The organism is Pseudomonas sp. SCB32 (assembly GCF_009189165.1).
In the GTDB taxonomy this organism is placed as follows: Bacteria; Pseudomonadota; Gammaproteobacteria; order Pseudomonadales; family Pseudomonadaceae; genus Pseudomonas.
This window is the reverse complement of sequence record NZ_CP045118.1, coordinates 4229111-4241678: the sequence shown is the minus strand read 5'-3', so window position 1 is coordinate 4241678 and position 12568 is coordinate 4229111. Positions and strand designations below refer to the sequence as shown.

The following is a 12568-nucleotide window of genomic DNA, read 5'->3' as shown; positions in this document are numbered from 1 at the left end:
CCCATGTCGGCCTGGAACGCCACCTGGCGTGAAGCTGCCCTGCCGGAGCTGGCGGCGCGCGACTGGGACCTGATCGTGGTCGGCGGCGGCATCAGCGGCGCCGGCATCCTGCGCGAGGCCGCGCGGCGCGGCTGGCGCTGCCTGCTGATCGAGCAGCGCGACTTCGCCTGGGGCACTTCAAGTCGTTCGTCGAAGATGGTCCATGGCGGCCTGCGCTACATCGCCAAGGGCCAGTTCGGCCTGACCCGCGACTCGGTGCGCGAGCGCCAGCGCCTGCTCGGCGAGGCGCCGGGGCTGGTCGACCCACTGAGCTTCATCATGCCGCACTACCAGGGCGGCTTCCCCGGCCCACGGGTGTTCGGCACATTGCTGTCGCTGTACGACGCCCTGGCTGGCCGGCGCAATCATCTGTTCTACCGGCTCGAGGAGCTGCGCTACCTCGCGCCCGGCCTGAAAGAAGAGCGCCTGCTGGGCGGCACTCGCTTCCAGGACGCGGTGACCGACGATGCGCGGCTGGTGATGCGCGTGCTCGGCGAAGCGCGGAGCGACGGCGCCGAGGCGCTGAACGGTCTGCGGGTGATTGAGCTGGAGCGCCGTGATGGCCGTGTGCAGGGACTGCTCGCCGAGGACCGCGAAAGCGGCCAGCGCTTTGGCTTCCGCAGCCGCGCCGTGGCGCTGGCTACCGGTGCCTGGGCCGACGCGCTGCGGCAGAAACAGGGCAGCGAACACATTCGTCCGCTGCGTGGTAGCCATCTGCTGCTGCCGGCCTGGCGCCTGCCGGTGGCCCATGCCTTCAGCTTCATGCACGGCGACGACAAGCGCCCGGTTTTCGTTTTCCCCTGGGAGGGCGCGACGGTGGTCGGCACGACCGATCTTGATCACCGCGACACGCTCGATGACGACGCGGCGATCAGTCGTGAAGAACTGGATTACCTGCTGGCCGCCTGCGCCCAACAGTTCCCATCGGCGCGTATCACCGCTGCCGACGTGCGCTCCACCTGGGCCGGTGTGCGCCCGGTGGTCAGCGATGGTGCGCCGTCGCTCAAGCCCTCCGACGAGAAGCGCGAGCACGCGTTGTGGGTGGAGCCCGGCTGCGTGACCCTGGCCGGCGGCAAGCTCACCACCTTCCGCCTGCTGGCCCTGGAGGTTTTGGCGGCTTGCGCGCCGATGCTGGAACGGCCGCTGGATGCGGCGGGAGAGAACGTCTTCAGTCCCGGCGATGCCGTCGTATTGCCAGGGCTCACGCCGACCCAACGGCGCCGCCTGAGCGGCCGCCATGGCTGCGCGTTGCCGGAACTCGCCCGACTGCTGAGGAAAGTGGGGGCCGGCCGCATCGGCGATACCGATGCCCTCTGGGCTGAGCTGGCCTGGGCCGCTGAGGGCGAACTGGTGCTGCACCTGGACGACCTGCTGCTGCGCCGTACCCGCATCGGTCTGCTGCTGGCCGACGGCGGAGCCGACGAACTGCCAAAGATACGCGCGCTGTGCCAGCCACGCCTGGGCTGGGACGATGCCCGCTGGACGCAGGAAGAACAGGGCTACCTGACCCTCTGGCGGCGCAGCTACAGCCTGCCGGACGCGCGCTGAGCGAGCGCGCCCACATCGAGAACAAGAAGGATCGCACCTTGAGCGAACAGAACTACCTGCTGGCCATCGACAACGGCACCCAGAGCGTGCGCGCACTGCTTTTCGACCTGGAGGGAAACCTGGTCGGCAAGGGCAAGGTGGAGCTGGAGGCTTATTTCTCCGACAACCCCGGCTGGGCCGAGCAGCACCCCGAGTACTACTGGGAGCAGCTGGGCGAGGCCTGCCGGCGCCTGTGGGCCAGCGTCGACATCGACCGCAGCCATATCCGTGGTGTTTCACTGACTACCCAGCGCGGCACGGTGATCCACGTCGATGAAGCGGGGCAGGCGCTGCGCCCGGCGATCATCTGGCTGGACCAGCGCCGCGCCGAGCTGGGCGAGTCGATCAAGGGGCCCTGGGGCTGGCTGTTCAAACTGGTGGGAGCGCAGGGCGCGGTGGACTACTTCCGCACCCAGGCCGAAGTGAACTGGGTGGCCCAGCGGCAGCCGGGCATCCACCGCCGTACCCACAAGGTATTGCTGCTCTCGGGCTTCCTCACCCAGCGCCTGTGCGGGCGTTACGCGGACTCGGTGGCTTGTAGCGTTGCCTATCTGCCGTTCGACTACAAGAAGCTGCAGTGGGCTGCGCCGCGCGACTGGAAATGGCAGGCGCTGGACGTTCGCCGCGAGCAGTTGCCGGCGCTGATCAAGCCCGGCGAGCGACTGGGCGAGATCACCGCTGAAGCGAGCCGTCACACGGGTATTCCCGAGGGGCTGCCGTTGATCGCAGCGGGCGCGGACAAGGCCTGCGAAGTGCTTGGCGCTGGCGCCATTGACCCCACCGTGGCCTGCCTCTCTTACGGCACCACCGCGACCATCAACACCACCCGCTCGCGCTACCTGGAGACCATTCCGCTGATCCCGCCATACCCGGCGGCGATCCCCGATCACTTCAACACCGAGGTAATGATCTACCGGGGCTTCTGGATGGTCAGCTGGTTCAAGCGCGAGTTCGGTTTGCGCGAGATGCAGCGTGCCGCCGAGCTGGGCGTCGAGCCGGAGAAACTGTTCGACGAGCTGGTCAACAGCGTGCCCGCCGGCTCCATGGGCCTGATGCTGCAACCCTACTGGACGCCCGGCATCCGCGAGCCGGGGCTGGAGGCCAAGGGCTCGATCATCGGCTTCGGCGACGTGCACACCCGCGCGCACATCTACCGCGCCATCCTCGAAGGCCTGGCCTACGCGTTGCGCCAGGGCAAGGAACGCATCGAGAAGCGCTCCGGCACCCGCATCGAGCGTCTGCGTGTGGCGGGTGGCGGCTCGCAGAGCGATGCGGCGATGCAGCTCACCGCCGATATCTTCGGCCTGCCGGCGGAGCGCCCGCATGTCTACGAGGCCTCCGGTCTCGGCGCCGCCATCGATTGCGCGGTGGGGCTCAAGCTCTACCCGGATTTCACCAGCGCCATCGGTGCCATGACCCGTGTGGGCGAGGTCTTCCACCCTCGACCTGAGGCGCAGAGCACCTACGAGCGGCTGTATCGCGAGGTCTACCAGCGCATGTACAAGCAGTTGAAACCGCTGTACCAGAGCATTCGCGAGATCACCGGTTACCCGGCCTGATCCGGGGGGATTAAGGTTGGCGCAAGTCCCGTCCGCTACTCTGGTGTCACAGTCACTGGAGTGATCGGGAGGAGACCGGCCATGACGCAACCCAGGGCCCTGCTGATTCTGCATGGCAAGCAGGCGACCAATGACGCGGTGCGAGAGGCGGTGAAGGCCACGCGCCAGTCGGGGCGTGTGCTGGACGTGCGGGTGACCTGGGAAGGCGGGGACGCCCGGCGTCTGGTCGAGGAAGCGCTGGCTGCGGGTTATACGACCCTCGTGGCGGGTGGAGGCGACGGGACGGTACGCGATGTCGCCGAAGCGTTGGTCCAGTGTGAGGGAACGGCCAGCCTGGCGATCCTGCCGCTGGGCACCGCCAACGACTTCGCCCGTGCCGCCGGGGTGCCGCTGGAGCCAGCGGCCGCCCTTGCGTTGCTGGAGGTTCCGCCGCGCCCGGTGGATATCGGCGAGATGGGCGACCACCTGTTCCTCAACATGGCCACGGGCGGTTTCGGTTCGAAGGTCACCGCCAACACCCCCGAGGAGCTGAAGAAGCTGCTGGGCGGAGCCGCTTACCTGCTGACCGGCCTGACGCGTTTCTCCGAGGTGCACACTGCGCGTGGGCGCTTCCGTGGGCCTGGCTTCAACTGGGAAGGTGAATTTCTCGCCCTGGGTATCGGCAACGGCCGACAGGCCGGCGGCGGGCATGCGCTGTGCCCGGAGGCGCGAGTGGATGACGGCTTGCTGGACGTCAGCATCCTGCCTGCGCCGCAGGATATGGTCGATGCGCTGGGTGCCCTGCTCGGCAGCGGGCTGGGCGGCCAGGAGCTGTTCGTCCGCGCACGTCTGCCCTGGCTGGAGCTGGACGCGGCCGAGGGGCTGGACGTCAACCTCGACGGCGAACCCCTGGAGGGGCGGCACCTGCGCTTCGCGGTGCGGCCGAGCGCGCTGTCCATGCACCTGCCGGAGGAGTCGCCATTGCTGGCGAAGGCGCTGCCGATCCGCTGACGCGCACTGGTCGCCCGCGAGAGAGTCGGGCATGATGGCTCCGCGCTATCATCCTGGATCCGGATGACTGGCCGATAGCCTTTCGCACGACCCCTTTCGAAGCAGGAGCAGGCATGGCCGGTATTCTCGACAGCGTCGATTCACGCACCCAACTGGTGGGACAGAACCGCCTGGAGATTCTTGTCTTCCGCCTGGCTGGACGGCAGCAGTTCGCGATCAACGTGTTCAAGGTGCAGGAAGTCCTGCAACTGCCGCGCCTGACCCTGATACCGCAGCGCCACCCGATGATCTGCGGGGTGATCAACCTGCGCGGCCAGACCCTGCCGGTGATTGACCTGTCCCGCGCCATCGGCATGCGTGCGCTGGTACCGGATCAGAGCAGCACCATCATCGTCACCGAGTACAACCGCTCGGTGCAGGCCTTCCTGGTCGGCGGAGTGGAGCGCATCCTCAACCTCAACTGGGAGTCGGTGCAGCCGCCACCTGGTGGTGCCGGACGGCAGCATTACCTGACCGCGATCACCAAGGTGGACGACCGCCTGGTGGAGATCATCGACGTGGAGAAAGTGCTCGCCGAGATCGTGCCGATGAACACCCGGGTGTCCGCTGATCGCCTGGATGATGAGCTGCTCGGCCAGACCCGTGGCCGCGAAGTGCTGGTGGTGGATGACTCCAGCGTGGCCATTTCCCAGCTGCGCGAAACCCTGACCCAGCTCGGCCTGCGCCTGCATGTGGCCACTGACGGCCTGCGCGCGCTACAGCAGCTCAAGCGCTGGGCGGATGAGGGGCATGACATGGAGGAGAAGCTGCTGATGGTCTTCACCGATGCCGAGATGCCGGAGATGGACGGTTACCGGCTGACTACGGAGATCCGCAACGACCCGCGCCTGCGCGACCTCTACGTGGTGCTGCACACCTCGCTATCGGGCAGCTTCAACGACGCCATGGTGAAGAAGGTCGGTTGCGACGACTTCCTCTCCAAGTTCCAACCTGACCAGCTGGTGGAAGTGGTGCGCCGCCGTTTGCAGAAAGTCCCCGCGTAACGCCGATCCTTCTTTTGTAGGAGCGAGCTTGCTCGCGAATCGCCTGATGCCAATGCGTCAGGCGAAAAGCGTTCGCGAGCAAGCTCGCTCCTACAGTTCGTTGCCATTGCTAGACGCCCGTCCCACCCCGTATAAGGTCGCTTTCGCACACGTGAAAGGACGCCCCGATGTACAGCCTCAGCGAGCTTTACCGCTACCCGGTCAAATCCACCGCCAACGAGCCCCTGCAGTCGATCCGGCTGGACGCGCTGGGGCTGGAGGGTGATCGCCGCTGGATGGTGGTCGAGGCCGCCAACGGGCGTTTCCTGACACAGCGCCTGCTGCCGCATATGGGCCGCATCGAAGCGCGCTGGCAGGACGATTTCCATGGTCTGCGCCTGCGGGCTCCCGGCATGGATGATCTGCTAGTGAGCGTGCCTGGCCGCGATGACAACCTGCGCGGCGTGATCATCTGGCGCGACATGCTGCAGGTGCCGGATGCCGGCGATGCGGCCGCCCAGTGGCTGAGTACCTTCCTGGGGCGCGACGTGCGTCTGGTGCAGATGCCCGAACAGCGCGCGCGGCAGGTGGATACCGCCTACGCCGAACCGGGCGAGCAGGTGCACTTCGCCGATGGGTTCCCGCTGCTGTTGATCGGGCAGGGCTCCCTGGACGATCTTTCCGCGAAGGTTGGTCGCCCGCTGGAGATGCTGCGCTTCCGCCCGAACCTGGTGGTGGCTGGCGCCGAGCCGTTCGCCGAGGATGGCTGGAAACGCATCCGCATCGGCGACGTCACCTTCAAGGTGGCCAAGCCCTGTGCGCGCTGCATCCTCACCACGATCGATCCGCAGACCGGCGAGCGTGACCCGCATCGCCAACCGCTGGCGACCTTGCTGCAGTACCGGAACGTCGACGGCGAGGCGCTGTTCGGCCAGAACCTGATCGCCCTGAACAGTGGCGAGTTGCGCCTGGGTATGGAAGTGGAAGTTCTGGAGTAGGGCGGGGCTGATCGGCGTATAACGCTGCGCGTTATGTTCCCAACAAGAAGCTCAACTCTGGGATAGGGCGTACAACCGTTCGCGGTTGTACGCCATCACGCCGATGCTGGCACCAAAGACAGGGTCGAACCTGATCAAGGCTCTCCGTCTTACAGCTTGGCTTCGACGCAGCCGGTGCTTTGGCACTCGCGCTCACGTTCGCGCAGCACGCCCAGGCGTTCGTTGGTCTTGTCCACCGCGCACTGCAGGTTGACGAAGTAGCCGTTGCCGCGCTCGTAACTGCATTGCGTGTCGCGGTCCTTGATCCAGGCGAGCTGACTCTTCTTCAGTGCGGCCTTTTGGCTGTCATTGAGCTGCTTGCGCAGGGTGCCGAAGGTCTGGTTCAGGTCGCGGTCGACCTGGGCGTACTCGGTGCTCAGGCAGTACACGCTGTCGAAGGCGTTGCGCGGTTTCTCGCACGCGGCCAGGGCATGGCCCGCGCAGAGCAGGCCAGTGGCCAGGGCAGTGAGGGACAGTACGGTCTTGCGCATGGGAATTTCCTTTTCCTTGAGGGGATGAAAACCGCCCGGCGAGTGCCGGGCGGGGGAGTGGATCAGAGTTCGTCGAAGAAGCGCTCGTGCCAGTCGACGATGGGTTGTGGGGCGTTGAGCTTCTGCCCGTAGATCACAGCATAGGACAGCACGTTCTGCACGTAGGTGCGGGTCTCGTCGAACGGGATGGTTTCCACCCAGACGTCGAACGCCAGGTGGCGCGCATCCTTCAGCCAGGAGCGCACGCGGCCGGGGCCGGCGTTGTAGGCAGCGGTGGCCAGCACGCGGTTGCCGTTGAACTGGGCATGCACCTGGCTGAGGTAGGCGGCGCCGAGCTGGATGTTCACGTCCGGCAGGATCAGTTGCTGCGGCGATGCCAGCGGGATGCCGAACTTCTTCGCGGTTTCCTTGGCGGTGCCCGGCATCAGCTGCATCAGGCCGGTGGCGCCGACGCCCGAACGCGCATCGGACATGAAGGCGCTCTCCTGGCGGGTGATGGCAAACACCCAGCTCGAATGCAGGCCACGATTACGTGATTCGCGTACCAGGGTGTTGCGGTGCGCCATGGGGAAGCGGATGTCCAGGTCGTCCCAGTACTTGGCCTGACTGATCGCGCGGATCGCCGGGAAGTACCACTGCATGTCGTAGGCGATCTTCGCCTGGGCCAGCAGCTCGTCGTGGCTCAGGTGGCGGGCCGCATGGTACCACTCGCGGCGGGCGTTGATGATCTCGCCACGGGCGTAGAACTCCAGGGCGCGACGGGTGCATGGCGCATTGCGCACGCGCAGCATGGTGGCGGCATCGGGCGAGACCGGGCGGTTTTTCAGCTGATAGGGCGCGTTGATCCGGTCGGCGGCGAGGAAGCCGTAGAAGTCGCGCTCATCGGCCACCGGCTTATACAGGCTGATGGCCTGCTGGTTCTGCGGTTGCGCCAGTTGCAGTGCACGCGCTTTCCAGTATTTCCAGCGGTTGGTCTCGGCCAGATCCGGCGGCAGCGCACGGGTCAGGTCGTAGGCGTCCTGCCAGCGGCCCAGGCGCAGCAGCAGACGCAGGCGCCATTCGGTAACGGTGTTGTCGCGCAGCTGAGGGTCGTACTTCTCCATCAGCGGCAGGGCGCGCGGATCGTAGCTGCGTGCCAGGCTCAGGCCGATCTCGCGGGCGATGGAGACTTTCTCGTCGCTGGAGAAGGGCAGCACCGAGCTGTAGTAGTCGAGCAGGCCGATGGCCTTTTCCGGGTCCTGCTTGGCCAGGCGGCGCAGACCCAGGCCGACCACGTCGGCAGTGGCATGGTCGCGGGCAGTGAAGCGAGTGGTCTGGCTGACCTGTGCGGGGTTCTGCGCCACGTTGACCATCAGCGCGCCCTGGCTGCCGAGGGTCGGCAGGCGTTTCGACAGGACGGTAGCCAGGCCATAGTTGCGGGCCTCGGCGGCCAGCTTCAGGCGCTTCCAGACTTTTTCTTCGGTGAGCTGGCCGTCGGCCTGCCACATGGCGAAGGTGGTGTCACAGGCATCCGGCTGCGGCTTGCCCACTAGCCAGAGCTTCTCGGTCGTGACATAGCCTGCGGCCTTGTCGCCATGGCCGAGCTGGTACTGGCCATAGAGGCAATCCAGCTCGGTGAAGTTCATTTTCGGGTCGTAATAGGTGACGAAGGTGGGCCAGTCGCCACGATCAGCCAGTTGGCGCATCCAGCGCAGCTTCAGCCAGTTGATCTGCGGCAGGTCGCCGTGCTCGCTGATGAAGCGTTCGATCTCGCTGTTGCTGGCGCTCTTCAGACGGTTGGTCAGCTCGTCGTAGGCCAGGTAGGGTTCCAGCGGATAATCGGAGAGCGCCGACTGGTAGCGGAAATAGGGGCCGCTGTCGTTGCGCGCAAGGGCTTTTTGCGCCTCGTCGTACATCTGGCGCTGTTGGGGCAGGGCCGCTGCGTTGGCCGTCTGGGCGGACAGGCTGAGGATGAAGCAGGACAACAGTGTGAAAAGACGACCGCGCATGGCACTTCCGTGATGATGATCGGAGGGCGGGCGATGGCTCGCGCCGCTGTCGGTAGCTTAGCTGTTGCGCCGGGGTGGTGAAAGCGCCGTCCATAGCCGCTGCGGGACAATCGACGAATGCGGCAACCCTCTGACTTTTCCGCGCTTTCCCGTAAACTGCGCGCCCTGCTTGTGGAGATGCCCCATGACCCTGCTTAAGTTCACCGATGTGTCCCTTGCCTTTGGCACTACGCCGCTTTTGGACAAGGTGTCCTGGCAGATCGCCCGGGGCGAGCGGGTCTGCGTCATCGGCCGCAACGGTACTGGCAAGTCGAGCATGCTCAAGCTGGTCAAGGGCGAACAGAAAGCCGACGACGGCGACATCTGGCGCGCCCCTGCGCTGAAAATCGGCGAGCTGCCGCAGGAGCTGCCGCGCGCCGACGACCGTACCGTCTATGACGTGGTCGCCGAAGGCCTGGCCGAGGTCGGCGAGCTGCTGGCGCGCTACCACCACCTGAGCATGCATATCGAAAGCGAAGAGGACCTGAACAAGCTGGCGCGCGTCCAGCAGGACCTCGAAGCCCGCGACGGCTGGCGCCTGGGGCAACTGGTGGATACCACCCTGAGCCGCCTGCAACTGCCGGCCGACAAGACCCTCGCCGAGCTCTCCGGTGGCTGGCGCCGCCGTGTGCTGCTGGCCCAGGCGCTGGTAGCCGAGCCCGACCTGCTGCTGCTGGACGAGCCGACCAACCACCTGGACATCGGCGCCATCGCCTGGCTGGAAAACGCCCTGGCGGACTTCCCCGGCGCCGTGCTGTTCATCACCCACGACCGCTCCTTCCTGCAGGCCGTGGCCACCCGAATCCTCGAACTGGACCGCGGCCACCTGATCGACTGGAACGGCGACTACGCCAGCTTCCTAGTGCATAAAGAGCAGGAGCTGGCGGCCGAGGAGGCAGCCAACGCGCTGTTCGACAAGCGCCTGGCGCAGGAGGAAGTGTGGATTCGCCAGGGCATTAAGGCCCGCCGTACCCGTAACGAAGGCCGCGTGCGTGCATTGAAGGCCATGCGTAATGAGCGCGCCGAACGCCGCGAGCGCCAGGGCAAGGCCAGCTTCCAGATGGAAACGGCAGAGAAGTCCGGCAAGCAGGTGATCGTCGTTGAGAAAGCCGGCTTCGCCCATCCGGGCGGCCCCGCGCTGATCCGTGATTTCTCCCTGGTGCTGCAGCGCGGTGACCGTATCGGTCTGCTCGGCGCCAACGGCACCGGCAAGACCACGCTGCTCAAGCTGCTGCTGGGCGACCTGCAGCCGACTTCCGGCAGCGTCAAGGAAGGCACCCGACTGGAAGTGGCTTATTTCGACCAGCTGCGTCACCAGTTGGAGCCGGAAAAGACCGTCATCGACAACATTTCCGAAGGTCGCGAATTCATCACTATCAATGGGCAGAATCGCCACGTCCTCAGCTATCTGGGCGACTTCCTGTTCTCCCCGCAGCGCGCCCGTACTCCGGTGAAAGCGCTCTCCGGTGGCGAGCGGGCACGCCTGTTGCTGGCGAAGTTGTTCAGCAAGCCGGCCAACCTGCTGGTGCTGGACGAACCGACCAACGACCTGGACGTGGAAACCCTGGAACTGCTGGAAGAAGTGCTGCTGACCTTCGACGGCACCGTGCTGATGGTCAGCCACGACCGGGCCTTCCTCGATAACGTGGTGACCAGCACCCTGGTGTTCGAAGGCGAAGGGCGCGTGCGCGAATTCGTCGGCGGTTACCAGGACTGGTTGCGCCAGGGCGGCTCGCCCAAGCTGCTGGGCGTAGGTGAGGAGAAGGGTGACAAGCCCGCCGCCGAACCTGCCCCTGCGCAGCCGGCAGCGGCACCCAGCGCGCCGGCGGAAGCCGCTGCGCCGAAGAAGAAGCTGAGCTACAAGCTGCAGCGTGAACTGGAAGCCATCCCTGGGCAGATCGAAGCCCTGGAAGGTGAGATGGCCGCGCTGCAGGAAGAAACTGCGTCGCCGGACTTCTACCTGCGTCCGCAGAGCGAAGCCCAGGCTGCCCTGGCGCGCCTGAGTTCCCTGCAGGAAGAGCTGGACCGGTTGATCGAGCGCTGGGCCGAACTGGAAGAGTGATCCGTTCGGTCCGGCGATGTGCCTGTGCGTGCCGCTGATCAAAGACTGTTAGGGATGGCCGAATGGCAATCGAATACCGCATCACCCTGGATGATGAGCACGAGTTCAGTTATCGCATCGAGTTGGAGCGCCAGTACGACCCGCAGTTAGCCGCCCAGACGCCGCGCTGGACGCGCCTGGAGAACAACCGCTGCAGCAACTGCCCGCTGAACCCGGGGCAGTTCAGCCACTGCCCGGCAGCGGTGGACCTGCACCGGGTGATCGAGGATTTTCGTGGCCTGCCGGCCTTCAAGAAGGTCTCGGTGCAGGTCCGCACGCCGGAGCGCGAATACATCAAGCATGCGGGGCTGGAAGAGGGCCTGCGTGCGCTGCTCGGCGTGATCATGGCCACCAGCGCCTGCCCGCTGCTGGGCCGGCTCAAGCCCATGGCGCAACAGCACCTGCCGTTCGCCAGCAACCAGGAGTTCATCCTGCGCGCGGTGTCGCTGTACCTGATGCGCCAGTACTTCAATTTCCGCGAAGGGCGACATGCGGATTGGGAGCTGAAGGGGCTGGTGAAGCAGTTCCAGCAGTTGCAGCTGGTGAACCAGGCCTTCTGGCAGCGAATTCACGAGACCTGCGAGGGCGACTCGAACCTGAAGGCTTTCCTCAGTTTCTTCTCCATGGCGTCGAGCATGAGCTATTCGCTGGAGGCGCAATTGCAGAAGGTGCGGCCGCTGCTGATGAGTGGGGACATGCTCGGGGCCTGAAACGAGGCGGGCCCCGAAGGGCCCGCTGTCTGGCTCAGCTGGTTTTCTGCAGGCGCACGGCAAGGACGTCGCAGGGCGCGCCGTGCAGCACATCGTTGGCGGTGGAGCCCAGCAGCAGGGCCAGGCCGTGGCGGCCGTGGCTGCCGACGATGATCAGGTCGCAGTCCTGCTCATCGGCAAGACGGTGGATTTCCTGGCGTGGTTGGCCGTAGACCAGGTGGCACTGGGAGCTGGTGATTTCCGAGTAGGTGAGGGTGAACTGGTGCAGGCGTTCCTTGGCCTGGTCAAATTGCTGCTGTTGCAGCATCGACAGGTCCATTGGTACGTCGCCACCGAAGGCCATCGCCATGGGCTCCACGACATGCACCACCGAGAGCCTGGCCTCTGTGCTGCCGGCCAGGGCGACTGCTCGCTTCATCACGGGGTCGCACTCTTCGGTAAGGTCGACGGCGACCAGAATGTGTTGGTAGAGCATGAGCGTCTCCTCCGGGGGACTTGTTAGTATCAGTATGGCCCGACTGGCCATGTTTGACCGGTATACCCGATATGACCGTTTGGATGGTGATCCTGCTCATTGCGTTGGTGCTCAGCCCGTTGACCTGGCTGATTCCCTCGCGGGGCCAACGCGGGCAGATGGATATGCGCCTGAAGGCGCGGCGCCTGGGCCTGGCCATGCAGATCGCGCGTCAGGACTGGCCGCACTGGATGGAGCGACAGCCGCCGCGCCAGTGCGCGCAGTATCACCGCGCCCGAGGCAGGAACCGGGATGTCTGGTGCTATTGGCAAAGCACGCCGGGTGTCTGGCTGGATCGCTGGCGCGAGGCGAGCGCCGAGGGCGAGCTGGCCGAGGCCCTGGCCAGCCTGCCGAAGGACGTCTACATGGTCGAGGCGACGCCTCAGTTCCTCGCCCTGTACTGGGGCGAGCGGGGCGACAGCAGCGACCTGGAGCGGGTCGCCACTTTCCTTAAGCAGCACGCCTGAAGCCCTCAAGCAGCATGCCTGAAA

The 12568-nt window shown here is 65.8% G+C and carries 11 protein-coding genes; 8 read left to right on the top strand and 3 right to left on the bottom strand.

The window, feature by feature from the left end:
* Positions 1-3: 3 nt before the first annotated feature.
* The 5 genes from GA645_RS19345 to GA645_RS19325 all read left to right on the top strand — a co-directional run bounded on the left by GA645_RS19345 (position 4) and on the right by GA645_RS19325 (position 6195).
* Positions 4-1587, top strand: a complete 1584-nt coding sequence (locus GA645_RS19345; protein WP_152224588.1) for a glycerol-3-phosphate dehydrogenase/oxidase — start codon at positions 4-6, stop codon at positions 1585-1587.
* A 38-nt stretch (positions 1588-1625) separates the two neighbouring features.
* Entirely contained in the window at positions 1626-3185 is a 1560-nt protein-coding gene (locus GA645_RS19340) for an FGGY-family carbohydrate kinase (protein WP_152224587.1), read from the top strand.
* Positions 3186-3266: 81 nt separating this feature from the next.
* Positions 3267-4175 (top strand): lipid kinase YegS, encoded by a 909-nt coding sequence (gene yegS, locus GA645_RS19335; RefSeq protein WP_152224586.1) that lies wholly within the window; start codon positions 3267-3269, stop codon positions 4173-4175.
* A 113-nt stretch (positions 4176-4288) separates the two neighbouring features.
* Complete coding sequence (locus GA645_RS19330; protein WP_152224585.1) at positions 4289-5218, top strand: chemotaxis protein CheV; 930 nt, start codon at positions 4289-4291, stop codon at positions 5216-5218.
* A gap of 167 nt (positions 5219-5385) precedes the next feature.
* Positions 5386-6195 carry an MOSC domain-containing protein gene (locus tag GA645_RS19325; RefSeq protein ID WP_152224584.1) on the top strand — a complete coding sequence of 270 codons (810 nt, stop codon included), beginning with the start codon at positions 5386-5388 and terminating at the stop codon, positions 6193-6195.
* A gap of 149 nt (positions 6196-6344) precedes the next feature.
* Here the strand turns inward: GA645_RS19325 and GA645_RS19320 are convergent, their stop codons facing one another.
* A complete protein-coding gene (locus tag GA645_RS19320) occupies positions 6345-6725 on the bottom strand; it encodes a lysozyme inhibitor LprI family protein (RefSeq protein WP_152224583.1) in 381 nt (126 codons plus the stop codon).
* 62 nt (positions 6726-6787) lie between these two features.
* Positions 6788-8713 carry a transglycosylase SLT domain-containing protein gene (locus tag GA645_RS19315; protein WP_152224582.1) on the bottom strand — a complete coding sequence of 642 codons (1926 nt, stop codon included), beginning with the start codon at positions 8711-8713 and terminating at the stop codon, positions 6788-6790.
* Between the two features lie 184 nt (positions 8714-8897).
* On the opposite strand from GA645_RS19315, the gene GA645_RS19310 reads away from it, so the two are divergent.
* Positions 8898-10814, top strand: a complete 1917-nt coding sequence (locus GA645_RS19310) for an ATP-binding cassette domain-containing protein (RefSeq protein WP_152224581.1) — start codon at positions 8898-8900, stop codon at positions 10812-10814.
* A 62-nt stretch (positions 10815-10876) separates the two neighbouring features.
* Entirely contained in the window at positions 10877-11563 is a 687-nt protein-coding gene (locus tag GA645_RS19305; RefSeq protein ID WP_152224580.1) for a hypothetical protein, read from the top strand.
* A 34-nt stretch (positions 11564-11597) separates the two neighbouring features.
* Here the strand turns inward: GA645_RS19305 and GA645_RS19300 are convergent, their stop codons facing one another.
* Positions 11598-12038 (bottom strand): universal stress protein, encoded by a 441-nt coding sequence (locus GA645_RS19300; protein ID WP_152224579.1) that lies wholly within the window; start codon positions 12036-12038, stop codon positions 11598-11600.
* A gap of 71 nt (positions 12039-12109) precedes the next feature.
* Here GA645_RS19300 and GA645_RS19295 point away from each other — a divergent pair, with 71 nt between their 5' ends.
* Positions 12110-12544, top strand: a complete 435-nt coding sequence (locus tag GA645_RS19295) for a hypothetical protein (protein WP_152224578.1) — start codon at positions 12110-12112, stop codon at positions 12542-12544.
* Positions 12545-12568: the final 24 nt, after the last annotated feature.

Coding starts and splice junctions, on each gene's coding strand:
- GA645_RS19345 (WP_152224588.1), top strand. CDS start 4: ATGTCGGCCTGGAACGCCACCTGGCGTGAAGCTGCCCTGCCGGAGCTG.
- yegS (WP_152224586.1), top strand. CDS start 3,267: ATGACGCAACCCAGGGCCCTGCTGATTCTGCATGGCAAGCAGGCGACC.
- GA645_RS19330 (WP_152224585.1), top strand. CDS start 4,289: ATGGCCGGTATTCTCGACAGCGTCGATTCACGCACCCAACTGGTGGGA.
- GA645_RS19325 (WP_152224584.1), top strand. CDS start 5,386: ATGTACAGCCTCAGCGAGCTTTACCGCTACCCGGTCAAATCCACCGCC.
- GA645_RS19320 (WP_152224583.1), bottom strand. CDS start 6,725: ATGCGCAAGACCGTACTGTCCCTCACTGCCCTGGCCACTGGCCTGCTC.
- GA645_RS19315 (WP_152224582.1), bottom strand. CDS start 8,713: ATGCGCGGTCGTCTTTTCACACTGTTGTCCTGCTTCATCCTCAGCCTG.
- GA645_RS19310 (WP_152224581.1), top strand. CDS start 8,898: ATGACCCTGCTTAAGTTCACCGATGTGTCCCTTGCCTTTGGCACTACG.
- GA645_RS19305 (WP_152224580.1), top strand. CDS start 10,877: ATGGCAATCGAATACCGCATCACCCTGGATGATGAGCACGAGTTCAGT.
- GA645_RS19300 (WP_152224579.1), bottom strand. CDS start 12,038: ATGCTCTACCAACACATTCTGGTCGCCGTCGACCTTACCGAAGAGTGC.
- GA645_RS19295 (WP_152224578.1), top strand. CDS start 12,110: ATGACCGTTTGGATGGTGATCCTGCTCATTGCGTTGGTGCTCAGCCCG.